Below are 25,908 nucleotides of genomic sequence, written 5' to 3' on the forward strand. Positions count from 1 at the left end.
TGATTAATCCTTTATCAGACTCGGCTGTGGCAACCCTTGACGTATCTTTTGAGAGTATAACTCTGGATCCTGATTAGCATCAAAATCAAAGTCTGCCACCTTAGGATTGATATGCGCATTGGCATACCACTGCGCTATCGACCATATTTCATTCTCATCATTCTGATCTGAATGAGCCACGCTGTGAGGTAATAGACCTTCATCATATAAGTAATTGGGCACATAACCTGATAATAGTATGCGGTAATCCCATGGAAACCTATCTTTATTGACGTCACGAGCCATATCAAATATTACCGTCGTACAGTTATCAATTAAGGTGTTGTACCACTTTGCATCCTGATTTAGCGCATCAGCTTGCTGTAAATACGCCTGAAACAGTTCGCGAACCTTTTTATAACTTAATCCTTGCAGTGGAAAGATATATACCTGCTCACCCCTTACATTACTGCGGGTATAAACAATATCGCGCTCCTCAGACGCTATCAACGTCATTTCAAACTGCTTAACAAAGCCACCCAGCGCAGAAAAAGACTCATCTTCTTCTTTGCGAATCTCTATCGAGAAGCTCAGTGGTCGATCATCTTCAAATCTAAAGCTTAACAGGGTGTGTCCAACTTGCTTACCCATCCAATATGAGTTGATAATATCAACCCCGCTAAGCTTGCTCAGATCAATTGTCCGATCAGTCCATCGGGCTTTTGCGACTTCATCTAGACCACTGTCACCGACACTGTGATAATACGGCTCGTTAGGTTGGACTAGCTTCTCACTACCTCTCTTGCGTACCCAGTCGAAGTTACGAACATTGTGTAGTGTAACCCTATCAGGGTTAGCGTCATCGATAGTGACACTCACTTGATGACTGACCTCTTCCTTCCAAGCTCTATCTTGCTTGGCGGGTAACCAGATAAACCAAGCCGCCAACAATACCCATAGTATGAGTGAGACACAAACCAGCCACTTATACCAATAAGCCCAAAGCTCGGATCGCCTTAAAAAAGAGCTAAAAACCACAACGGTAAGAGTAACTATAGCTATAATGGCTAGCCAGCGCAGTATGGCGTAATCGTTAAGCTGAACCCATGCCACAAGGCTTGCCCACAGTGCTGCTATTGATAATGCCACAAACTTGACGCCTCTGACCAACCTTAACACCGTACGCTTTATAAGGCCGTGTTTGAGATTAGAAACTGAGTTTGACTCAGGAGACAGACTAGATTTTGACATAACAATTTGACTTTATAACCTTAAATAAGGGCTTAGTTTATGGTAGTACGAGTCACATAGCAACTTTCAAGTTGCATTACAAGTTTAATGGTCACTAAAAGTGGCAACATTAAATAGCTATACAAAATAGCAAGCAATTTATTAGTATTTAACATTGAATATCAGCCCACCTTAAGATAAAGTGAGAGCAACTTAACAACCATACGAGGTGATACTTCCCCCATGTCCGATGACAACTCTGGTACATCCAATTGGTCCATGCGTGGATTGAAACGCTGGCTAAATACTGCCCCGGAAACTCGGGATGAACTCATCAAGCTGGTACAAGATTCACGCCAATTCTTAGAGCCTGATACGGTTGATATGCTAGAGGGTGTACTTGACCTCCCTGCCACTCAAGTCCGAGAAATTATGACACCGCGCCCACAAGTAGAAGGGGTGCGAGAGCATGATAACCTAAAAGACATCATGGATATGATACTCGAGACCAGTCATTCTCGCTATCCTGTCTTTGATAGCCAAGATGATGATGCGGTGATTGGTATTTTACTGGCTAAAGACCTTATCCCCTTATTGGTCAATATTATTCGTGAAGATGATGAGGCTAATAGCTCATTTCGCCTTAAGTCCCTTATTCGTCAACCCCTCTACATCAGTGAAACGGCCCGTTCTGACACTTTACTACGCTCCCTTCAGCGTACTCAAGTCCATATGGCAGTAGTGGTTGATGAGTTTGGTAACATGGTCGGTGTGGTTACCATGGAGGATCTATTAGAGGAGATTGTGGGGGATATCGTAGATGAGCACGATGACTTTAATGAAGACAGTGACATCAATAATATTATTCCACATCCTGATAAGCCCAATACTTGGATCGTTCAAGCCTCAACCTTAATTGAAGACTGTAATGAAGAGCTTAACACCTCGTTTGATGACACTGAGGTTGACACCATGGGTGGACTAGTGATGCAAGAGCTTGGCTATGTGGGCGATTTAGAAGGTCAGACGGTTGTTATCCAAGGCTGGCATATCGCGATTACCGATGTAGATGCCCGTTTAATTAAACTTCTTGAACTAACCCCAGTCACTATTGAAGTAGGAGAAGACTATTAAACCAATGCTGACTTTGTTTTCTACCTTAGCGACTGATCCAAAACATCATCACTGTCTTAATACAGTGTCGACCAATCACATAGGGAAAGCACTTGGGCTCTGTACTTGTCTTGTTGTCGCTTCTTGTACCACAACGACAAGTGCGCCTGTTGTCAAAGCCGAGACCGAACAAGGCCCTGTCATTGCGTTAGTATTGGGTGGTGGTGGCGCTAAGGGCTTTGCTCATGTTGGGGTTATTAAAGCTTTAGAAGCCAATAACATCCACCCAAACTTAGTAGTCGGCACCAGTGTCGGTAGCTTCGTTGGCAGTCTCTACGCCAGTGGTCAATCAGCGTCGCAACTTGAATCTCTAGCGGTAACGACTAAAGATAGTGAATTGACAGACTTCACCGTGTCATACCAAGGCATTATTGAAGGGACTAAGCTACGGAATTTTGTGAATACACAGGTAAACAATCAACCAATTCAGTCGTTTCCTATCCGTTTTGGGGCAGTAGCCGCCGAAAAACATACCCTTAAAAAAACCGTGTTCACTGAAGGAGAAGCCGGTCTCATCGTGCAAGCCTCAAGTAGCGTCCCTAATATTTTTATTGCCCCTCGCATACCCGATCCTAAGACATCAGGGCAGGTTGGCAAAAAATACATTGATGGTGGTGTTGTTAGCATCGTGCCAGTTGATACTGCTAAAGCAATGGGTGCCGATGTGATTATTGCCGTTGATTTGCAAGTGGGACAAGAGTCACAAGCGAAGGGCTCAAACAGCACTTCGAGTAGGACGATTTGGTCTTTGATTGAACAAGGCTATCATGACTATATGAGTGCCAATGCGCAAAGCCATAAATCAGGACCCTATACCAAAAATTATGCGGCTATTAATAAAGCAGAAATAGGCCGTGCTACTGTGGTGTTACGTCCTGATGTTGCTGATATGAGCCCTATTAATACGCTAGACCGTGAGAAAGCAATTGCGGCAGGCGTTACGGCCACTGAGCAAAACATGCCTGCTATTAAAGCGGCGATTGAACAAGCAAATAGAGAAGCTAAGCTTCAACATAATACCTATACGGTCAATTAACTCCGTTAATCAACCTATCTTTATCAGGTCTTTATCAGGCTCATTACCTCTATTATTTACACGTATATATTATTTATAGCGTTTGTACCCTCCCTTGCCCTTGTTATTAGGTTAAGCGTTTAGATTGGGTAACCTTAATTCGGTATAACCACTTACTTAATCCGTTATTTTAATTAAGCTTATTAAATTGATCCTTAACCCTTTATGGTTTATAAAATGAGACAGCTTTCCTTTTTAAATACAAAGAAGGGGGCAGTATACTTATACTGTCCCCTTCTTTAGTTTGACTTTTAATTAGGTTGTTGCTAAAACTTTAGATGAGTTTTATGCTCTGAAATGTCGTCACAGCTTTATCGAGCCAGCGCTGGCGAAAAATCTAGCTCAAACACTCTTGAGCTACCACTAACCTCAAACCCGACTAATAATAGAGGCTTACCAGAAGGTGAGTCTTTTGCAGAAACAAAGGTCAAGCCCTCTGGGCCTAAGTCACCATCTGCATTGGCAGGCATGCTGCCCTTTTCAGCCGCTTTTAGTTTAGCATCATCAAACGTACGAGTATTAACTTCACCTAAGAAACGTACTGCTTTAGGATTGGTAACATCAAAGGCCATCACGCTTGATATACGCTCTAGCCCAATAAAGGCTATCGTTTGTGATCCTACTTGTCCTATTGTCACCCCTTCAGGCTCGACCCCTTTATTGTCACTGCGATTATCAAATGAATTTTTGTCATTGCTGGTATTGAAGTTTTTCGGGTATTTTTGCGCGGTATACTTACCCATAAAGCTGCCACTGTCATAGACCGGCGTCGTTAAATTATCAGCATCCCAAATACTAAACGAGCGCGCCCCAAAGCTATATAGAGAGTCATAAACGCCATCGCCATTACTGTCGCCCATCGAGGCCGAAAAGTCTATTTTACCCAGCGCTTTTTTGTCACCACAGTCCATGTTATGACAGGCTTGACGGTTAAATTTCACAGGGTCTGTTTTTACATCATTAAAGCCAATCTCTTCCTTAAAATCGCCCCATTCACGGGCATCACCTTCATTAGCTGTAACAATATAATCTTTACCATTTACCGTATAATAGGCAATGGCATCTGGCATATACATGCCCATGATTGGCCACGTGGTGATATTAATGGCATCATCTTTATTACTGACGTCCAGTTCATTTCCTACCTTAGAATGGTCTTTTGCGCCTAACGCTTTGATAGCCTTAACTTGGGCAGTCGCAATATCAATAATGGCAATGGCGTTATTTTCCTGCAAACTCACATATGCAGTCTTGTTGTCTTTATCGACCACAATATATTCTGGCTCTAAATCTTCCGCCACGGTACTCATAGTGCCATCAGCTTTTTTACCAAAGATGCGCACGCCAGCATTGATTAAAGACTGCTTTTGATTATTAAACGGATTAAAGGTCGCCGTTTTTACCTCGGGCTTACGGATATCTTTAAGACTGATCACACTGACCGAACCTTCGGCATCGACTTTATAATCATCGTCAGGCTCACCCTCATTGGCGACCAATAAATATTGTCCATCATGGCTAAAGGTTACCATATCAGGCAAAGCGCCTACTTCTATTGTCTGGATACGCTCAAGGGTATTGGCATCAAAGATGACCACATGCCCATTATCCGTCTTGGTATTTGCTTGTACAGCTAAGGCTATCAAATCACCTTGCACAGCCACACTATTAACGACACTTCCAATATCAGATACTGCTAATGAGCGCACCAATACAGGCTTGTGAATATTTGACAGATCGATCACATCTACTTTTTTATTTTGTGCATTGACCACAAAGCTACGACGGGTCGCTGGATGATAAGCGATAATTTCGGCCGCCGACTCATCAAATGCCCCGTGCACATAGCTACCTGCTGGGGTAAACGTCACGCTTTGATACTGTTGTGAGTCAGCACTTTGACGACTTGTATCTAATTGCTTATTCACACCAGTAGTTCGCTGAGAGGTTGCCTGATTGGCACAGGCAGACATCAGAAGGCTAGTGGTTAATAATCCAGTTAGTCCTATTAAACTAAAATAACGATTGGATAAGACTCTAGGTAGCGTGTCGGTGCTTATGAGTTGGTTCTTGTACTTTACATCATTGCGTTTTGAATCAGTGCGTTTTGATTGAGTAACAGGAAATAGCATAGCATCGTAGCCTTAATAGTGTGATGTCATTAAAGAGCATTTTAGTGAGTAAAAATTTTCTACAAATAAGACAAAATACTCATTATTTATTAAGGCTTGATGACATTAATTAATAACCTTAAATATTTGGACAGGTTTGGACACTCATTCGCTAAAATAAAATGAACCGATAATAGTTAAATTATCCTCAAAACCAAACTCCACGTATAGGTTGAATCTCTAGTAGCCGCTAAACGTATACCAAATCTAAAAATTTACCTATTAAGGATAGGCAAGAATCAATGCTATAAAATAAGTGCTATAAATAGTCGGTTTAATCAGCATGACTAAGATAAGTTATTTGAAAGAACTGGTATGACCATAAAAAAACCCACTACTATGTTGCTAATGAGTAGTGGGTAATCAGTTATCAGTTATCAGTTATCAGTTTTTTAGTAAAGTGAAGTAATATAAATAAATTCAACGCTTCGTATTAAATCCTGAGCTATTAGCGAACTATTGCACGATATTTCACTGCTGCCGTCTCATTCACACCCAACCCTTCGATAGTCCAACGCAAATGCTTATAATACTCAAGTGGCACATCTTTTACTTGTCCATCCACACGACCTCGTAATGGCATACGGTTGAAACTTTTGCCATCAAGACTGGCGGAGGCGGTATCTGGATACACTTGTCCCACCAGCTTCAACTCATCAGGAATGTTCATCGTAACGTCCATTTTGCGCATACGATCATCACCATTATTAGTAATATAGGTATAATACTCAATTACATTACCCTTTTGTAGACGCGTATTCGCAATTATAGGTTTTAATACTGGATTACCTTGATTATCAATACTAACCAAAGCAGCAACCGTTTTGGTAGTGATAGCACTCGCTTGATTTTGAGTGGTGCGCGACTGCTGCATAATCTGGGTATTGGTCTGATTGCTGGGATTGCTCATTTCTGGCTCAGGGGTAGGCAACATTGCGTGAGCGCTTAGAGTACCTGCTAACATTAGCGTAGCAATGGCGGTAATGCCACCAAATTTAGAGGCAGCTCTAGAAGAGGTTGAAGTGTAAGATTTCATAAAAGATCATTCCTATATCGATTGTTAGGGTATACTTATTTTAAGCCTATATGTAGACTAGCATTGATCAATATTTTTGTATAGTTTAATGATTATCAGACTAAGTTGCACCTGTTCTTGTGATTAATTTGATGATAAAGGGCCAGTTTGAGCATGCGTTCTAAAAGAAAAATTGGTGTAACATTATCCTTAAAACCACACTGTTTTTAAGCTGATAGGTTTTATGCTTACGAGCTTTAAGCTTATAGCTTTTATACTTAGACTTTTATACTTAGACTTTTATACTTAGAAGGTAGCTTACGTGGTGAATATTAAACAGACCCTTTAACAAACTGTTATGCCTTTATAAACTTAAGTATACTAATTTAACTATACGTCTTAAGACACTCATGTTAGATCTAAAACACAGTTCTTAGCAATATCAATGCTTAGCAACAACTGTGCTAGCAACGATAGTATGGAACAATTTAAGGTAACTATCTATATTCAGCTGTAATATGATGTGTAAATTAAGTCTTTGTCTGTGTGCTTGTTCAAATAAAGATAGCTCAACACTGTATTTTTTGCTATCGTTAAAGCGTTTTTAGTTTTTCTTAGCCCTAAGCCTAATGTGATATTTTGATATGATTGATACTGCTATGCCACAAATTACTCCAGACTATGTTCATTGGTTTCGTAACTCTGCCCCTTATATCAATACGCATCGAGGCAAGACGTTCGTCATCATGTTTGGCGGTGAAGCTGTAAATCACCCCAATTTCAGTAACTTAATCCATGATTTTGCGCTATTACATAGCCTCGGTATAAAACTGGTACTGGTTCATGGTGCCCGCCCGCAAATTGAGAAAAATATAGCCGCTCTCGGTGTAGATTCTCCTCTGCATAATGATATCCGTGTCACCCCTAAAGAGGCTATGCCTACCATTCTTGAAGCGGTCGGTGCTATTCGCTTACAGATAGAAGCACAGCTGTCGATGGGACTGGCAAATTCACCTATGTATGGCTCACGCATTGATGCCGTTTCTGGCAACTTCGTTACCGCTAGACCGTATGGGGTTCGTGATGGCGTTGACTATCAAATGACGGGTGAAGTGCGCTCCATTGACACTGAAGCCATTAGAAACAACCTAATACATAATCATATTGTGATTCTAGGCTCGATGGGCTACTCCGCAACTGGTGAAGTTTTTAACTTACTAGGAGAAGATGTTGCTTTATCGGCTGCCGTTGCTCTTAATGCTGATAAACTTATTTTCTTAGGCAGTGAAACCGGTATTAATGAAGAAGGTCGCTTATTACATGCCATGATTCCAAATGAAGTGGACCGCTTCTTACGTGATCGCAATTTAGACCGTGAAATATATTATTTCTTACATTGTGCTGCCGATGCTTGCCGTGCAGGTATTCACCGCACTCATATTATTTCTTATGCTCAAGATGGTGCTTTACTTGAAGAGCTGTTTACCCGAGATGGATCTGGCACTCTAATCAGTCATGACCCCTATGAAGAGATCCGCCGAGCGACTATCGATGATGTGGTGGGTCTACTTGAGCTATTATCACCTTTAGAAGAACAGGGTATTTTAGTCCAGCGGTCTAAAGAGCGATTAGAGCAAGAGATCGAGTCTTATAGTGTTATTGAGCGTGATGGTATGATTTTAGGATGCGCCGCTTTATATCCTTTAGATGAGGACTCCGCTGAAGTTGCTTCTATCGCTATTCATCCAGATTATCGCAATGGCAGTAGAGGGACAGATTTACTCGCCTTTTTAGAACAACAGGCCCGCAGTCATGGTCGTCATCATCTATTTGCATTGACCACTCGGACTTCTCATTGGTTCGTCGAACAAGGTTTTGTTGAAGTCAATGCGGATACCTTACCTGAGCCGCGTCGCACCGCTTATCATAATGGTCGAAACTCCAAAGTCTTTCAAAAAAGACTCTAAAGTTTTACACAACTTGCAAAAAAATACCTGCTCATGAGAAGCAGGTATTTTTTTGAATCTTGAAGCTAAAAGCTTGATATAGTCAAAGAAGTCTAAAATGGTGACAAGGCAACCGAGTGTAAGTACTACTGTAGTAGGCTTAATGAGGTTAACACTGTAACCGTTTAGTAGTTCGCTGACTATAAAACCGTCAAACTATTGATCTGGTTGCTCAGGCATTTTAGGGTTAACCTCTATCATTTGTACCTTAAATATTAAGGTGCTATTTGGCTCAATCCCTGGACTTCCTGTTTCCCCATATGCAAGGTCAGCAGGAATGTATAATTCATACTCGCCCCCCTCTTTCATCAAAGTTAACCCTTCGGTAAACCCAGGTATCATACCTTGTACTGGGAATACGACAGGCTCACCTCTGTCAAAAGAGCTGTCAAATACAGTGCCATCAAGCAATTTGCCTTCATAGTTAATTTTTACCACATCACTTTCGCTTACTGACTTACCAGTACCTGGCTTTAGTACCTTATACTGTAATCCAGATTCAGTGGTTTTAACGCCTTCTTTTTTAGCATTGTCTGCAAGAAACTTGTCACCGGCTGATTTATTGGTAACCGCTGATTGTTTCATTTTTTCCATGATTTCGGCTTGTTTCTTCTCTTCATACTTCGTCATTACATCTTGCATTTGCTCTTTAGTCAAAGCTGCCTTCTTTTCACCATAGGCATCACGGAAGCCTTGCTCAAAAGTCTCAAGATTGAGATCGTCTAACGTATCTCTATAACTTTCAGCAGTCGCAAAGCCGATACTATAGCCTACTTTTTCAAGTTCAGAGCTGCTTTCTGTTACTGTCGCGCTCGACCCATTTTGATCTGCTTTATTGCCATTATTAGCACAGCCAAATGAAACGAGCGACGTCAAAATCGCTATTGTTAAGACTTTTGGAACCATTACTTTTTTCATAAGACATTATCTCTACAGTGAATTGAAACGCTAACATAGTTTGTAAAGTTAGGGTGTTAGCTTATTTAGGTTATTTAGGCATAAGGGCGAGAAGAAACTATATAGATTATTATCGCAACATAACATTTTATGTCCTTAAACTATGGCAGTCATATTATCAAACTTGGCACTGAATCACCATATAGCAGCACTAAATAGAACTACTAATGTATAGAAAATGTTAACATATCGGCACTATGTCACATCTTATCGCTTATATTTAAGCACATCTGATAGAAAGCTATTTATTATTGTTAATTATTCCGCTAAAGTGTAGTGTAAACTATCGATTGTAAAATAAGCGATATTTCGTCAGTGTCTAAAAAGTATAGTTTTTATTAACTTAAGTTAAGTTTTATTTTATTATGAAAAACTTTAAGTAACTGATTTGATTTACACTGTCATGAAACTTTGGTTTCTCATATTTATTGTTTTATTTTTAATGAAGTTAGCTTATCTAGTATACTGCTACTTCAATTTTATTCAAAAGTTAGATTAAAAACTACAAAACTATTATATAGAAGTGTGACTACTTGCCACTTTTATCTTTTTGCAAACTTTATAGGAGTAACAACATGGATAACATGTTTGTTTGGTTTAATAATAATTTAGGCGGACCAATTGGCTCGATTATCGCAGCTATTCTGGTTTTTGTCATTGGCTGGTTAATTGCCATGGCCTTAGCTGGTGTGGTTCGTAACTTGCTATCACGCGTGAACCTAAATCAACGTATGAATAGCTCAACGGGTAAAACATACGATATTGAGAATATTATCTCGAAAGTTGTTTTTTGGTTTATTTTCTTAATGGCCATATCTGGTGCATTAAGTATGCTTAGTCTAAATGCTATTTCAGCTCCATTTGCGAATATGATTGATAGCGTTTTATCCTTTATACCAACGCTTTTAGGTGCTGTGATTATTGGTGTGATTGGTTGGGTAGTGGCTACTGTTGCCCGTACCGCTATTAATGCTGCCTTATCAAAAACCACTTTAGATGAAAAGCTAAGCGCTGAAGCTGGTGTTCAACCTATGAGTGGTACGATCGCTGATATGGTTTACTGGGTGATCTTGCTTTTCGTTCTCGTCATCGTTTTAGGTCAATTGCAGTTAGATGGATTGTTTGCACCACTAAGTGCTATGCTTCATAAAGCTATTGGATATCTACCGAATATCTTCATGGCTGGTATTGTATTCTTTGTGGGCTACATCGTTGCGAAAATCGTACGCGGTATCGTAACCAACATGGTATCAAGCTTAAACCTACAAGGCTTTGCTGAGAAAGCAGGCATCAGCAATAATCGTGAAAACAGCCTGCCTAGTATTGCAGGCTCACTTGCTTTCTTATTGGTTATTATTCCAACCATTATCATTGCACTAGACACCTTAAATATTGAAGTGATTTCTCGTCCAGCCACGAATATGCTGAACGAAATCATGAGTGCATTACCTAATATCTTTACAGCAGCTGCTATCTTGATCATCACTTACTTCATCATGAAAATGGTGGCAAATGTTGTTAAAGGCTTGCTTGAAAATACGACAGTTAATGCACTACCAGCGAAAGTTGGTTTAGACAGCACAATGGGTAATACTAAGATATCTGATCTTGTTGGTCATGCTATTATATTCTTTGCTATGCTGTTTGCCGGTATTCTTGCTGCAGACTTATTAGGCTTTGAACAGATTAGCGCTATCATAACCATGTTCATCGCATTTGGTGCAGACATCATCTTAGGTGCCATCATCCTATTCATCGGTTTTTGGTTAGCAAACATCATTGCTGGTGCAGTTGAGCGTTCGGATAAAGGTTCACAGTTCCTTGCAAATATTATCCGCGTCCTTATCATGGGTCTTGTGTTAGCTATGGGCTTAAAAGCAATGGGTATTGCTGACTCTATTGTTAACCTTGCTTTTGGTCTTACCTTGGGTGCCGTTGCCGTTGCCTTCGCACTATCATTTGGTCTTGGGGGTCAAGAAGCAGCCGCTCGCTTCCTACGTAAACTTCAAGATAAAGCTGAAACTGAAGCAGAGAAAGCAAAAGCTGAAAAAGCAATCGCCAACACTGAAGTTGAAACAGGTAAAGAGCCTTCGATTACAACGATCTCAGGTGATGAACCTACAACACCTAACTTTGATAACAAGTAATCGTTATTGAAGATTTGATTTATTGAAGGTTACATTTAAATATTATCGTTAAGTTGATGGTTTATAACGGTTAATTTGACGATATTTTGAATGTTCAAATGAATAAAAAGGCAGCCTTTAGGGGTTGCCTTTTTATTTGCCTTTTTATTTGCCTTTTTATTTGCCTTTTTATTTGTCTATTTATTTGCCTTATAAGTCCACTGCTGTTTATATTGTAAGGTTAGCGTTGTCACACTTTAGTTATAACGAAGACTAGGGTTTGTATATATTATCCTTTATACAGGGTTGCTATACTTGCGGTTTCTTGTCAAAATCATACAAGCAGTGTCAATGGTAACTATAAGGGTTTGTATTTTATGAAACGTTTTAATGATAAAGCTGTGATAATAACCGGTGCAGACTCAGAAATTGGAAGAGTCACGGCTTTAAGACTCGCTCGAGAAGGCGCTAACGTTATTTTAATTGGTATGAATAGTGATGTATTAAGTGATATCGCTGAGGAATTGCCCCTTGATCATACGTGGATTAATGCCGGCAACCATTTGACCGTGACTTCCGATATTAATAATAAACAGCAAACTGCTCAACTGGTAAATTATGTGGTTGATAAATATGGAAAAGTGGACGCTTTAATTAATCTAAATACCAACTTTGATATTGAGCAAGCCCTATTGTCTGAACTGATCAAAACCAAAGGTAACATAGTGAATGTATCCTTGATTTCAGAGACACAAGGTGGTTGGGGTATAGAAGGCTATGGCTCAAATCACACAGAATTTACAAAAAGAGCCAGTGAGCTTGCCTTAAAATATGGTCGTCAAGGAATGAGGGTAAATGCTGTTATTGCAGGCTTAACAACTGAACACCAGGATGAGGAGGTAAACGTCTCACAATTTTTAGCTCAGAGTCCGTTAGGAGAGTTAATAGAACTAGAGGCCATTACCGATGCGATAGCCTTTTTAGCGAGTGCTGATGCTAGTATGATTACAGGGGTGACCCTACCTGTAGATGGTGGTTTTAGTCTAACAATTCACTAAGTCATTCTAAATGTTTAATGGTTAACGTTATACCAAATCTTAAAATCATCCTATGGAGTAAGGCAAGTCCAAACGCAACAAAGCAAACACTATAAATAGTAAGTTCATGAGTCTGGCCGAATTTAACAAGCATAGGATAGGTTATTTTATACAAAATGTATTTCTATAAAAAAAGACCTGCTAACTGCAGGTCTTTTAATTTGAGTAAAACCAACTTAGTCAGAATCTAAATCGTTTAATAGTCACATTTTATTGATATCTTGTAGTGGCTGAGCCATCTTTTCGGGATGCTTAGGTACCACCCCTTTATATTGTTCCAAAATAAATGCCACATCTTCTTCATAGTTCCCTGTCGGATAAACAGGCGTCATAAATCGAATCTCTTTGGTTTTATAATCCATCGCGACAGGGATAATAGGCACCCCTGCCCCATGGGCAATATAATAAAACCCTGTTCTCAACTTATCTGTATAGTTTCTGGTACCCTCTGGCGCCAATCCTAAGTATAGCGTTTCACTGGAGTTAAACCGATCTATACTGGCTTGTAAAACGGTACCATTTTTGCTTCGGTTGATAGGAACAATACCTGCCCACTTAAAAAAAGCAGCCAATAACGGATATTTAAACAGGCTATCCTTACCAAGGAGTTTAATATCTAAATCGAGACCAAGCACCAGTGGGATCGCATAGAGGCCATCAAAGTTTGAAGTATGAGGTAGGGCAAGGAAAACGGCTTTAGGGACATTTGGGATATCTCCAACCGCTTTCCAGCCCATAGCCTTAAGAATAGCACGTGACAAAGGCGGCGCAATCATGCCTCCACGTCTAGGAACCTTGTTACCTAACCCCTTATGGGTAAGTCGCTTCCTAATGTTTACCAATGCATTTTTCGATGCTTCTCGTTTAGACATTATGTTGTATCCTTACTCTTATTTCCATTAGTTAAAATCTATAATAGCAAATCTTGAAATTAACCTATCAAGGCGATTGCAAACGCAAAAAATAGTTATTTTTGTAGGTTACCGTCACTATAAATTTTGCTTGTGACTATACCACAATATCAGCAAGATCCCCTTTGCTCTCAAGCCATGTTTTGCGATCAGAGGCACGTTTCTTTGCAAGCAACATATCCATTATATTATTGGTAAGTTGCATATCATCCATATCTAACTGCACCAATCTTCGCGTATCAGGGTTCATCGTTGTCTCACGTAACTGCTCAGCACTCATCTCACCGAGACCTTTAAATCGGGTAATTTGAGGTTTTTTATTACCGGATACATTGCCCAAAATATGCTCAAGCTCGCTTTCATCAAGCGCATAGTGTACCTCTTTACCGATATCAATGCGATAAAGAGGCGGCATGGCGACAAACAGATGCCCAGCGTCTACCAAAACAGGAAAGTGTTTGACAAATAAAGCACATATCAAGGTCGCAATATGCAGACCATCAGAGTCTGCATCCGCTAAGATACATACCTTGTCATAACGTAGCTCAGACAAATCATCTGATGCAGGATCAACACCTATCGCTATCGCAATATCATGGATTTCACGACTAGACAGCACCGTATCAGGTGACACTTCCCACGTGTTTAGAATCTTACCACGTAGCGGAAGTATTGCTTGGAAATGACGGTCACGAGCCTGTTTTGCACTGCCACCTGCTGAGTCCCCCTCTACCAAGAATAACTCTGCACCGTCTCGTACACCCCCTCGGCAGTCGGCTAGTTTGCCCGGCAGCGCAGGACCTTGAGTAATCTTCTTGCGCGCCACTTTTTTAGCAGACTTTAATCGTCTGCCCGCTTTTGAAATAGCTAATTCGGCAATTTGAGTGCCTAGTTCTGCATGTTGATTAAGCCACAAACTAAACGCATCTTTAGCTTGTACTTGAACGGCTCCGGCAGCTTCACGACTCGATAGACGCTCTTTAGTTTGCCCAGAGAACTGTGGCTCAGAGAACTTTAGGGATAAAATATAGTTAACACCGTCCCAAACGTCTTCACCAGTCAATTTAACACTTCTAGGCAACAAGTTATGGATATCACAAAATTCCCGTAAAGCCTCTAAAATACCGGTGCGCAGACCATTAACGTGCGTACCACCTTGTGCAGTAGGAATCAAGTTAACGTAGCTTTCTTGGATAGGTACACCACCCTCTGGTATCCAAGACAATGCAAACGTTACCCCAGCACGCTCTCCTTCTTTAGCATCATAACTAAAATAAAAGGGTTCAGGAGGCAGAGTTTCTAAGCCATCAAGTTGCTCATTAAGATACTCCACGACCCCATCATCAAACTGCCAAACAACCTTATCGTTATTAATCTCGTCAAAGAACTCTATGGTTAAACCCGCAGCCAATACCGCTTTTGCCTTTAAATTATGCTTTAATTGCTTAACGCTAAATTTCGGATTGTCAAAAAAGGACTCATCAACCCAAAATCGAACCTTAGTGCCTCTTTTACGCTTATTTGAGCTGACTGATTCACTCAAGGTAGTAACCGGAGCCCCATTCTCAAAAGCAATGTCATATTGAGTGCCATCGCGCCAGACTGTCACTTCGACTCGTTTGGATAACGCATTGACGACTGAAATCCCAACACCATGCAAACCGCCCGACACTTGATAATTACTGGTGTTAAATTTACCCCCAGCATGTAAACGAGTTAGGATAATTTCTACACCGGTTTGTTTAAATTCTGGATGAATATCTGTAGGCATACCCCGACCATCATCTTCAACGGATAATGAGCCGTCACTATGAAGCTGTACCTTAATCGTTTTGGCGTGTCCTGCTAACGCCTCATCTACTGAGTTATCAATCACCTCTTGAGCAAGATGGTTCGGTCTGGTTGTATCTGTATACATACCAGGACGACGTCGGACAGGCTCTAACCCTTCTAAGACTTCAAGCGATTGAGCAGTGTATTTACTCACAATGACTTCCTTTGATGTGTGCAGTTTATATCTTAAGTTATCTATTATAACGAATATTATAATAACATTTGCGTTTCTATTAAGCTTAGCGACACTGTTTGACGTCTAAAATTCAAAACCGCTTTATAATCTTTAAATTGGGGCAAACATTATCGCAGTAGCGAATTTAAATGAGTAATAATCATTGGTAGCTGTTCCTGGAAATCAGTCATCCGATGATCGCCACCTTGCTGTATATTGAGCTCGACACCTTGTGACTGGTAAAAATCAATAGCCACATTAGGATCTAACAACTCATCACCTGATTTAATAATGGCTAATATCTTATTTGGATACTTAATGCTGTTTAACTTATGCTCATTAAACCAAACCATATCCCCAAGAGTTAAGTCCCATCCCCCTGAAGTACGATAGATCACTGTATCCTCTTTTGTATTACTCATATTTTTAGAGCCAGTAAATTGATCGTCTACTTTATCAACAAAACGCTGTAGACTTATATGAGGCTGGGTACTTGGGTTCAATAATATAGCAGGACAGCCTGTCTCATTACTGACCAATGAGCAAAAATATCCCCCTAACGAGCTACCTATCAGAACAACATCCTCTGTCTTCTCATTGTCAACATTGTACTCTTGAACAAAATGAGATAACCGTCGAAATACTTTATCAGGTGATTCGTTTAAATCAGGTCGTATAACAGAGATATTAGATTGATGATGTTGACAATATTGTTCAAGTAATTGGCCTTTTACGGAGTTTGCAGAACTGTCTAAGCCGTGGACATATATAATCTTCATACTCATCCCTTATATGCATTTAATGGTACGAGGTTATCATGAAAGAAATACTTGATGAAATCATGATAAAATTAATAATAAGGCAAAAGCTTATTCTACTACGTGATCATTAAGTTTTATGCGACTAATACTTTTTTTTTAGACTCGGTGTCCAAACCAAGGACTGGTAATCCATTCATGTTTAATCAAATAGAACTTTTTGAAATTGAAAATCCTTGCATTGGTATCTGCCGAAGTAATAAAAAAGGCTATTGCTTTGGCTGTTTGCGTAGCCGTCCAGAACGTCAGCTTTGGTTGAAGATGACGAATGAAGAAAAGAGAGAGGTACTAAGACTTATTGTGGGACGCAAAAAGAAGATTGATCAACTGAGAAAGCGCCAAGATGAGCAAATGGAATTGGATTTTGAAGAAGTTGAAATTGGCGATTTGTTTGAATAAAAAAGGTATGCTTGATGCATACCTTATATTTTGAACAATTGGGATTTTTAATATGAAAGTCTTAATCAGTTGCTCTCACTTACTAATATAGCACTAGGAAATAGCTCATCTCCAACATTTTCGCTTGTTACTCTAATAGTTATATCACCGCCACCTGCAACTGGGATATTATTAATATTCACAGGTATGAAACCCGTTTGTCCACCAGTGTTAAGAGCAGTATCTATCACCATTTCTTCCACCATTCCATCAGGACCATAAGCATAAGGCTTTAGCATTGGTTCTGGTAATCCAGAAACTGCTATTAGTTCGGCACTATTCAATTCTTGTCTAAACGGTGTATCGATTTGATACTGATTGCCACTACCAGTTACAACATCAATTTGGACAGTATCATTGAACTCTGAACCTACCCATTCTGGAAATTCTGTGGTGACATAGTTTGCTAGAACACTAGTAGTTACACTATATATACCATCAGGAACTGAATAAACTCTTTCCATAACCGTTTTCTGAACATCGGCATTATTAAGAGCTGTTATATCAGCACCATTTGGAGATGCAATACTGCCAAAATTATTACCGATAGATAAATGTTTTGTCGGGTCGCCTTCAACCACTATCCAGTCACCAGAGGCAATTGTAACATCATTGATCAAGACTGATTGCTGTGCACCAGTGATAATAATACTGTTTTCATTTGCTACGAAAGGTTGCTCCTGTTTAGTATGTCCATTAATAAGTTCTTTAGTTATATCTTGAGAAGGAGTAATCGCAAACCCCATCGAGCTACCAATAGTTGAGGTATTACTATTAGTTATACTACCTAACATATTATGAAGTTGATATTGTTCTACATTTAATTCATTAGCACTGGCTAGATTAAATGCAACTCCACCTATAACTAAAACTGCAAAACTTCTAACTAATTGCTTACTATCATCTGAAAAATTATACGTTTTCATAGTTCCTATCCTTAAAAATTAGTTTTCAAACCCAATTGAGTGTTCCACCCAGAATACTCTGTATCTTTTCCAGTTGCTATTGTTGCTTTATCTTCAACTTCATAACGTTTAACACCTAATTTAAGTGTCGTATTATCCGTCGCTTTCCAATCATAGCCCACGCCATAAGTTAATTTTTGACGTCCTGCATTATATAGATCACTTGCGAAGTCGTAACTATTAGAATCAATATCCAAATAGCTTACATTAGCTTTAATGGTATGGTCAGGAATATATTCTTTAGCATATTCGGCATAAGCATAAATACTATCACCATTAATATTTTTAGACTCTTGTTCAAAATTACCTGAAATTCTATTGACGAACTTATCTGGATCTTGAGTTGTATAACGGATACCTGACACGACTCGATCATTAGTAGTAATAGCATAGATTCCTGCCAAATTGGCATCTAATCTATCCCCTTTTTCATAGTAAGGATTGCCACCAAACTCTGTCTCTTCACTGATGGTATAGGTCGCTCCACCAAGTAGTAGGAATCGGCCTCCATTGTATTGGGATTGAATGGTTATATGCTGTTGATCTCCAGGATCTAAATCATCCGAGTCATAATCAGCATTAGGGTCGTACTCGCCTAGTCTAGTATATCCATAACCTGCACCAACAATCAGACTATCCGTAAAATTATGTACCAAACTTAAACCTAAAGTCGTATTTAATCCTTCCCCAAATCTTACCTGGCTCACTAAAGCCCCATCCATAACTGCATTCTTCTCATTGCCCTTTAAAGAGTCTTGTCCAGTAGGCAAATTCCATTCAGTGTTTAATCTTATACTCGTTTTATCACTTATTGGGTTCGTATAGGCAAAACTAAAGTTAGTATCGGATACAGTTTTTACTTCCCCTGAACGATTTTCAGTCTCATTTTCTGAATCAATGTAGGCAGCCCTAAGACCTAATTCAACGTTATTTTCACGATAGGATAGGGTTATTGGTACAAACAGCTGATTACCTTTATTTATATTATTATCACCTTCCCAGTCATAATAATTAGCTTCAATATTAAAACTTAATTTATTATTTATAAAATCAATAAAACCTTGGTTATCTTGTTTAATAACTGGGGAGATAACATCGATTGATGTTTGTTGATTTTCAGCATTTAAATTCTCAGCAACTGCTACGTTAATAAAACTATATAAGAATATAGACAGCATCACTTTGTTTATCAATTCCTGACTCCTGAATTCTAGTTGATTTAGTATATTTAAATATTTTATTAGTATTTATTTAGATAATATTTAAAATATAGCAATATTATTCTGCAATGTCTATTAAAATTAATAGCTTTTTTAGAGAGTAATTAATTTAATAAAAATCTAAAATAGTTATGTTAAATATGACTTTTCCTTAAAATGAAAACCCCCGCTCAAACTAATGAACGGGGGCTTTCAATTAAGGGGAGCTAACGTAAATCAAGATAACCTTCGAATAATTATACTACAGCTTTAGTATCGCAAAAGTCACTCAATTAGACTCTTACTCAGATTTAAAGGGTTCATCGAAGTAAGACGTCATAAAATTAGAATGGAAAAAGCTATCTAGATACCAGATCGGCCCAAAGAAAAAGCCCCCACAACGTAAGTTGCGGGGGCTTTTAAGTATAGGAGCTGACGATGACCTACTCTCACATGGGCGAACCACACTACCATTGGCGCGACGATGTTTCACTTCTGAGTTCGAGAAGGGATCAGGTGGTTCCATCGTGCTATTGTCGTCAGCAAAGGGGGTATAGATATGAGTTGGTTAAGTTATTTACTTAACGTTGTATTGACTAAATATATCAAGAACCTGAATCAAGGTTGCTATTTATAAGCAATCATCAGGGTGATATCGAAATAATTGGCGACATACTAAAACCACTTGGGTGTTGTATGGTCAAGCCAAACGAGCAATTAGTACAGGTTAGCTACACGCATCACTGCGCTTCCACATCCTGCCTATCAACGTCCTAGTCTTGAACGGCTCTTAAGGGAAATCTAATCTTGAGGTTGGCTTCCCGCTTAGATGCTTTCAGCGGTTATCCAATCCGAACGTAGCTACCGGGCAATGCCATTGGCATGACAACCCGAACACCAGCGGTTCGTCCACTCTGGTCCTCTCGTACTAGGAGCAGATCCTCTCAAATTTCCAACGCCCACGGTAGATAGGGACCGAACTGTCTCACGACGTTCTAAACCCAGCTCGCGTACCTCTTTAAATGGCGAACAGCCATACCCTTAGGACCTGCTTCAGCCCTAGGATGAGATGAGCCGACATCGAGGTGCCAAACACCGCCGTCGATATGAACTCTTGGGCGGTATCAGCCTGTTATCCCCAGAGTACCTTTTATCCGTTGAGCGATGGCCCTTCCATACAGAACCACCGGATCACTAAGACCTACTTTCGTACCTGCTCGACTTGTGGGTCTCGCAGTTAAGCGCGCTTTTGCCTTTATACTCTTTGAACGATTTCCGACCGTTCTGAGCGCACCTTCGTACTCCTCCGTTACTCTTTAGGAGGAGACCGCCCCAGTCAAACTACCCACCATACATTGTCCTCGGTATTGTTATACCTGAGTTAGAACCCCAACATGACCAGGGTGGTATTTCAAGGGTGGCTCCACAAATACTGGCGTATCTGCTTCAAAGCCTCCCACCTATCCTGCACAAGTCAGGTCAAAGTTCAATGTAAAGCTGTAGTAAAGGTTCACGGGGTCTTTCCGTCTAGCCGCGGGTACACAGCATCTTCACTGCGATTTCGATTTCACTGAGTCTCTGCTGGAGACAGCGCTGCCATCATTATGCCATTCGTGCAGGTCGGAACTTACCCGACAAGGAATTTCGCTACCTTAGGACCGTTATAGTTACGGCCGCCGTTTACTGGGGCTTCGATCAAGAGCTTCGCCTTACGGCTTACCCCATCAATTAACCTTCCAGCACCGGGCAGGCATCACACCCTATACGTCCACTTTCGTGTTTGCAGAGTGCTGTGTTTTTAATAAACAGTTGCAGCAGCCTGGTATCTGCGACTGCTAGTAGCTTACACCGCAAAGGGCTTCACCACCAGCAGCGTACCTTCTCCCGAAGTTACGGTACCATTTTGCCTAGTTCCTTCAGCAGAGTTCTCTCAAGCGCCTTGGTATTCTCTACCTGATCACCTGTGTCGGTTTAGGGTACGATTCGTTTATGACTTAAGTTTAGAAGCTTTTCCTGGAAGCATGGTATAGACCACTTCGCCAGTAAACTGGCTTGCTATCAGATCTCAGCATATAACCACCCGGATTTACCTAAGTAGTCTGCCTACATCCTTTCACCTGGACAACCATCGCCAGGCTGGTATAACCTTCTCCGTCCCTCCATCACATCATAAACAAGTATCAGAATATTAACTGATTTCCCATCGACTACGCCTTTCGGCCTCGCCTTAGGGGTCGACTCACCCAGCCCCGATTAACGTTGGACTGGAACCCTTGATCTTCCGGCGTGGATGCTTTTCACACCCATTATCGTTACTCACGTCAGCATTCGCTCTTGTGATACCTCCAGCATGCCTTACAACACACCTTCACAGGCTTACACAACGCTCCCCTACCACTTGAAACATGTTCAAATCCGCAGCTTCGGCTCCTAGTTTGAGCCCCGTTACATCTTCCGCGCGGGCCGACTCGACTAGTGAGCTATTACGCTTTCTTTAAAGGATGGCTGCTTCTAAGCCAACCTCCTAGCTGTCTATGCCTTCCCACTTCGTTTCCCACTTAACTAGGAATTTGGGGCCTTAGCTGGCGGTCTGGGTTGTTTCCCTCTCCACGACGGACGTTAGCACCCGCCGTGTGTCTCCCGGATATCACTCATCGGTATTCGGAGTTTGCATCGGTTTGGTAAGTCGGTATGACCCCCTAGCCGAAACAGTGCTCTACCCCCAATGGTGTTCGTCCGAGGCGCTACCTAAATAGCTTTCGGGGAGAACCAGCTATCACCGAGTTTGATTAGCCTTTCACCCCTATCCACAAGTCATCCCCTGGCTTTTCAACGACAGTGGGTTCGGTCCTCCGGTGCCTGTTACGGCACTTTCAACCTGCTCATGGATAGATCACTCGGTTTCGGGTCTATACCCTGCAACTAAACGCCCTATTAAGACTCGGTTTCCCTACGGCTCCCCTAACGGTTAACCTCGCTACAGAATATAAGTCGCTGACCCATTATACAAAAGGTACGCGGTCACGGATCAAGTCCGCTCCCACTGCTTGTACGCACACGGTTTCAGGTTCTATTTCACTCCCCTCACAGGGGTTCTTTTCGCCTTTCCCTCACGGTACTGGTTCACTATCGGTCAGTCAGGAGTATTTAGCCTTGGAGGATGGTCCCCCCATCTTCATACAGGATTTCTCGTGTCCCGCACTACTTAATATGCTTGCATTTATGTTTCGAATACGGGGCTATCACCCACTATGGCCAGATTTCCCACTCTGTTCTTCTACATAAAATTAAGTCGGCTCCTCCCCGTTCGCTCGCCGCTACTAGGGGAATCTCGTTTGATGTCTTTTCCTAAGGGTACTGAGATGTTTCACTTCCCCTCGTTCGCTTCCTAATAAATTAGGATACCTAACTTACGTTAGGTGGGTTTCCCCATTCAGAAATCTCCGGATCACAGATTATTGCCATCTCCCCGAAGCTTATCGCAGGCTGTCACGTCTTTCATCGCCTCTGACTGCCAAGGCATCCACCATGTGCGCTTAATTACTTGACCATACAACCCCAAAGGGTCTTCTCTTTAGAGTATATGTTCCGCAATTATAACGATATCACCTTGATAATTTACGCTTGATTCAGTTCTCTTTACTTTGTAATCAACCTCTTGGGATAACAGCAATACTCTACTAGCTATTGACGTTAAAAAGGTTGATTACTGGTTAGACAATGGCTCAGTAAATAATTCATTGTCTAACCGTTTATTACAACTCATATCTATGTTTTTAAATAGTAATGACGTCTTCATCAGATCGTCATTTATATCTTTTACGCTTTCTGTATAAAACAGAAGTAAGGAATCGTTTTACTGATTGCTTAGTTCTGGTTTATCTTATATCTGTTTACTGTTCGCTTTAGAGTCTATTAAAATATGGTGGAGCCAAGGAGAGTCGAACTCCTGACCTCCTGCGTGCAAGGCAGGCGCTCTACCAACTGAGCTATGGCCCCTGAGCGAGGATACAGTCAAAGCACTGCTTTGACCCGAGCGCAAGGAAAATCCTTTAAATAGGATTTTCAAAAGCTCAGCTTACTCTCATAGTCTAATATGGTGGGTCTGATAAGACTTGAACTTATGACCCCCGCGTTATCAACACGGTGCTCTAACCAGCTGAGCTACAGACCCTGAGAGCCGTTAAAACAAAGCACTGCTTTGTTAGGCTCGCAAGAGAAAATCTCTTAAAGGGGATTTTCTAATCGTTCTGCCTACTAGCATCTGCTCGTTTACAGCTAAAGCTTGTTTCTACTAAAACCAAAGAACAACTTGTTGTGAATTCTTGCTGACCGGATGCGTCAATAAGGAGGTGATCCAGCCGCAGGTTCCCCTACGGCTACCTTGTTACGACTTCACCCCAGTCATCGACCACACCGTGGTGAGCGCCTCCCCGAAGGTTAGGCTACCCACTTCTGGTGCAATCAACTCCCATGGTGTGACGGGCGGTGTGTACAAGGCCCGGGAACGTATTCACCGCGGCATTCTGATCCGCGATTACTAGCGATTCCGACTTCATGGAGTCGAGTTGCAGACTCCAATCCGGACTACGATAGGCTTTTTGAGATTCGCATCACATCGCTGTGTAGCTACCCTCTGTACCTACCATTGTAGCACGTGTGTAGCCCTGGTCGTAAGGGCCATGATGACTTGACGTCGTCCCCGCCTTCCTCCAGTTTGTCACTGGCAGTATCCTTAGAGTCCCCGGCCTAACCGCTGGTAACTAAGGAAAAGGGTTGCGCTCGTTGCGGGACTTAACCCAACATCTCACGACACGAGCTGACGACAGCCATGCAGCACCTGTATTCTAATTCCCGAAGGCACTCTCGTATCTCTACAAGATTCTAGATATGTCAAGACCAGGTAAGGTTCTTCGCGTTGCATCGAATTAAACCACATGCTCCACCGCTTGTGCGGGCCCCCGTCAATTCATTTGAGTTTTAACCTTGCGGCCGTACTCCCCAGGCGGTCTACTTATTGCGTTAGCTGCGTCACTAAGGGATCAAGTCCCCCAACGACTAGTAGACATCGTTTACGGCGTGGACTACCAGGGTATCTAATCCTGTTTGCTACCCACGCTTTCGAACCTCAGTGTCAGTATGATGCCAGGAGGCTGCCTTCGCCATCGGTATTCCTTCAGATCTCTACGCATTTCACCGCTACACCTGAAATTCTACCTCCCTCTCACCTACTCTAGCCCAACAGTATCAGATGCAGTTCCCAGGTTAAGCCCGGGGATTTCACATCTGACTTATTAAGCCACCTACGCTCGCTTTACGCCCAGTAATTCCGATTAACGCTTGCACCCTCTGTATTACCGCGGCTGCTGGCACAGAGTTAGCCGGTGCTTATTCTGCAGCTAATGTCATCGCATATGGGTATTAACCATATGGTCTTCTTCACTGCTTAAAGTGCTTTACAACCAAAAGGCCTTCTTCACACACGCGGCATGGCTGGATCAGGGTTGCCCCCATTGTCCAATATTCCCCACTGCTGCCTCCCGTAGGAGTCCGGACCGTGTCTCAGTTCCGGTGTGGCTGATCATCCTCTCAGACCAGCTACAGATCGTCGCCTTGGTAGGCCTTTACCCCACCAACTAGCTAATCCGACTTAGGCTCATCCAATAGCGAGAGCGCAAGCGCCCCCTTTTCCCCGTAGGGTGTATGCGGTATTAATACGAGTTTCCCCGTGCTATCCCCCACTACTGGGCAGATTCCTAAGTGTTACTCACCCGTCCGCCGCTCGACGCCTAGTAGCAAGCTACTATCGTTTCCGCTCGACTTGCATGTGTTAAGCCTGCCGCCAGCGTTCAATCTGAGCCATGATCAAACTCTTCAGTTTAATCTTGCTATGAAGTCCTTTAAAGAGACTTCTAAACTTGGCTCATTCTTTTACTAGCAAATTGCTTTTCGTATGTTTCATATAATGAATTAACTTCGAGTTTCTCTGCTTCTAAAGAATGATAATTTTTATAGTTAGTCACTATCTCGAAAAGAGATAGTCCCAACTTTAATTTCTCAGCATCCTAAATCAGCAAAAATCCACACAAGTTGTTCTTTGATTTTAGCTTTTAAATAGTTGACTTATCTTGTCGTCCAAGGTAAGTTTGTTCTTTTGCTTTGCTTTACTGTTATTAATAAGTAACGACAGTATCGCTTAGCAGGCTGACTATTATATAGATTTGAATATCGTTGTCAACACTTAATTTTATTTCTTTCTAAGATGTTAGGCTTCTAATCTTTCGATTTATTGCCCGATGTCCGTCTTAGTGAGGGCGTATTATAGAGGGTTTATTTTTTGAGTCAAGGGGTTTTATGATTTTTATTTAATATCTATCAAACTCTAACATTCTATTAGGTTTACTAGAATAAAACTGCTCATACTATAGATTTCTTATTATTTTAAATATCCCCTGAATCCAATCGTCCTAAGTATCTCTATTTAATTCATCAACTCATGGATTAGAATACATAACCTTCTAGCTTAAATAGACTCGCAGATACTATTTATAATATAAGCTGAAGGATACCTATCCATCCATTCTTTTATCTCGAATTACAAAGATCATTACCAACTCCTAGAAACTCATTTAAACATAAGGATGGTAAGCAGTATCTATAAGTATTCATTATTTCAAAACTGCAAATATTACTCTTGTGTTTTCTAACAATATTTTATAGCCAAAAAGATCCTAACCCAA

15 protein-coding genes, 2 tRNA genes and 3 rRNA genes are annotated in these 25,908 nt (G+C 41.2%); 6 read left to right on the plus strand and 14 right to left on the minus strand.

All coding sequences use genetic code 11. The features are described 5' to 3' along the window. Positions 1 to 3: 3 nt before the first annotated feature. The gene (locus AC21OG_RS03955) at positions 4 to 1,230 is read right to left on the minus strand and encodes an Lnb N-terminal periplasmic domain-containing protein (RefSeq protein WP_487377740.1); all 1,227 of its coding nucleotides are present in this window, start codon (positions 1,228 to 1,230) and stop codon (positions 4 to 6) included. A gap of 222 nt (positions 1,231 to 1,452) precedes the next feature. On the opposite strand from AC21OG_RS03955, the gene AC21OG_RS03960 reads away from it, so the two are divergent. Beyond that, positions 1,453 to 2,343, plus strand: a complete 891-nt coding sequence (locus AC21OG_RS03960; RefSeq protein WP_486547714.1) for a CBS domain-containing protein — start codon at positions 1,453 to 1,455, stop codon at positions 2,341 to 2,343. Between the two features lie 4 nt (positions 2,344 to 2,347). Next, positions 2,348 to 3,418 carry a patatin-like phospholipase family protein gene (locus AC21OG_RS03965; RefSeq protein WP_487377739.1) on the plus strand — a complete coding sequence of 357 codons (1,071 nt, stop codon included), beginning with the start codon at positions 2,348 to 2,350 and terminating at the stop codon, positions 3,416 to 3,418. A gap of 350 nt (positions 3,419 to 3,768) precedes the next feature. On the opposite strand, the gene AC21OG_RS03970 is transcribed toward AC21OG_RS03965, so the two are convergent. Both AC21OG_RS03970 and AC21OG_RS03975 read right to left on the minus strand, forming a co-directional pair. Continuing rightward, a complete protein-coding gene (locus tag AC21OG_RS03970) occupies positions 3,769 to 5,589 on the minus strand; it encodes a choice-of-anchor I family protein (RefSeq protein ID WP_487377738.1) in 1,821 nt (606 codons plus the stop codon). A 487-nt stretch (positions 5,590 to 6,076) separates the two neighbouring features. After that, positions 6,077 to 6,664 (minus strand): hypothetical protein, encoded by a 588-nt coding sequence (locus AC21OG_RS03975; RefSeq protein WP_487377737.1) that lies wholly within the window; start codon positions 6,662 to 6,664, stop codon positions 6,077 to 6,079. Positions 6,665 to 7,287: 623 nt separating this feature from the next. Here AC21OG_RS03975 and argA point away from each other — a divergent pair. After that, on the plus strand, positions 7,288 to 8,610 hold the full coding sequence (gene argA / locus AC21OG_RS03980) for an amino-acid N-acetyltransferase (protein ID WP_486547718.1): 1,323 nt from the start codon (positions 7,288 to 7,290) through the stop codon (positions 8,608 to 8,610). A 195-nt stretch (positions 8,611 to 8,805) separates the two neighbouring features. On the opposite strand, the gene bamJ is transcribed toward argA, so the two are convergent. Next, entirely contained in the window at positions 8,806 to 9,567 is a 762-nt protein-coding gene (gene bamJ / locus AC21OG_RS03985) for a BamJ family beta-barrel-assembly machinery protein (RefSeq protein ID WP_487377736.1), read from the minus strand. 614 nt (positions 9,568 to 10,181) lie between these two features. On the opposite strand from bamJ, the gene AC21OG_RS03990 reads away from it, so the two are divergent. Together AC21OG_RS03990 and AC21OG_RS03995 are read left to right on the plus strand one after the other, a co-directional pair. Continuing rightward, positions 10,182 to 11,753, plus strand: coding sequence for a mechanosensitive ion channel (locus tag AC21OG_RS03990; protein WP_486547720.1), 1,572 nt, complete (start codon positions 10,182 to 10,184; stop codon positions 11,751 to 11,753). A 356-nt stretch (positions 11,754 to 12,109) separates the two neighbouring features. Beyond that, positions 12,110 to 12,790, plus strand: coding sequence for an SDR family NAD(P)-dependent oxidoreductase (locus AC21OG_RS03995; protein ID WP_487377735.1), 681 nt, complete (start codon positions 12,110 to 12,112; stop codon positions 12,788 to 12,790). A 242-nt stretch (positions 12,791 to 13,032) separates the two neighbouring features. Here the strand turns inward: AC21OG_RS03995 and AC21OG_RS04000 are convergent, their stop codons facing one another. From AC21OG_RS04000 to AC21OG_RS04010, 3 genes are all read right to left on the minus strand, one after another. Beyond that, positions 13,033 to 13,701, minus strand: coding sequence for a lysophospholipid acyltransferase family protein (locus tag AC21OG_RS04000; RefSeq protein ID WP_487377734.1), 669 nt, complete (start codon positions 13,699 to 13,701; stop codon positions 13,033 to 13,035). Between the two features lie 136 nt (positions 13,702 to 13,837). Then, complete coding sequence (gene parE / locus AC21OG_RS04005; RefSeq protein ID WP_487377733.1) at positions 13,838 to 15,727, minus strand: DNA topoisomerase IV subunit B; 1,890 nt, start codon at positions 15,725 to 15,727, stop codon at positions 13,838 to 13,840. A gap of 149 nt (positions 15,728 to 15,876) precedes the next feature. Further along, on the minus strand, positions 15,877 to 16,527 hold the full coding sequence (locus tag AC21OG_RS04010) for a YqiA/YcfP family alpha/beta fold hydrolase (protein ID WP_487377732.1): 651 nt from the start codon (positions 16,525 to 16,527) through the stop codon (positions 15,877 to 15,879). Positions 16,528 to 16,704: 177 nt separating this feature from the next. Between AC21OG_RS04010 and AC21OG_RS04015 the strand changes: the two genes are divergently transcribed. Further along, positions 16,705 to 16,965 carry a DUF1289 domain-containing protein gene (locus tag AC21OG_RS04015; protein ID WP_487377731.1) on the plus strand — a complete coding sequence of 87 codons (261 nt, stop codon included), beginning with the start codon at positions 16,705 to 16,707 and terminating at the stop codon, positions 16,963 to 16,965. A gap of 65 nt (positions 16,966 to 17,030) precedes the next feature. On the opposite strand, the gene AC21OG_RS04020 is transcribed toward AC21OG_RS04015, so the two are convergent. From AC21OG_RS04020 to AC21OG_RS04050, 7 genes are all read right to left on the minus strand, one after another. Beyond that, on the minus strand, positions 17,031 to 17,930 hold the full coding sequence (locus AC21OG_RS04020) for a hypothetical protein (protein WP_487377730.1): 900 nt from the start codon (positions 17,928 to 17,930) through the stop codon (positions 17,031 to 17,033). Between the two features lie 11 nt (positions 17,931 to 17,941). After that, positions 17,942 to 19,162, minus strand: coding sequence for a TonB-dependent receptor (locus tag AC21OG_RS04025; protein ID WP_487377729.1), 1,221 nt, complete (start codon positions 19,160 to 19,162; stop codon positions 17,942 to 17,944). A gap of 436 nt (positions 19,163 to 19,598) precedes the next feature. Beyond that, positions 19,599 to 19,712 (minus strand): 5S ribosomal RNA (rrf, locus tag AC21OG_RS04030). Positions 19,713 to 19,864: 152 nt separating this feature from the next. After that, positions 19,865 to 22,718: ribosomal RNA gene (locus AC21OG_RS04035) — 23S ribosomal RNA — on the minus strand. A 373-nt stretch (positions 22,719 to 23,091) separates the two neighbouring features. Next, positions 23,092 to 23,167 (minus strand) — tRNA-Ala (locus tag AC21OG_RS04040). 98 nt (positions 23,168 to 23,265) lie between these two features. Continuing rightward, positions 23,266 to 23,342 (minus strand) — tRNA-Ile (locus AC21OG_RS04045). A 171-nt stretch (positions 23,343 to 23,513) separates the two neighbouring features. Beyond that, positions 23,514 to 25,049: ribosomal RNA gene (locus tag AC21OG_RS04050) — 16S ribosomal RNA — on the minus strand. Together the 16S, 23S and 5S rRNA genes with 2 tRNA genes alongside form the textbook arrangement of a ribosomal RNA operon. Between the last annotated feature and the right edge of the window lie 859 nt (positions 25,050 to 25,908).

Source organism: Psychrobacter sp. CX5, from assembly GCF_057621535.2.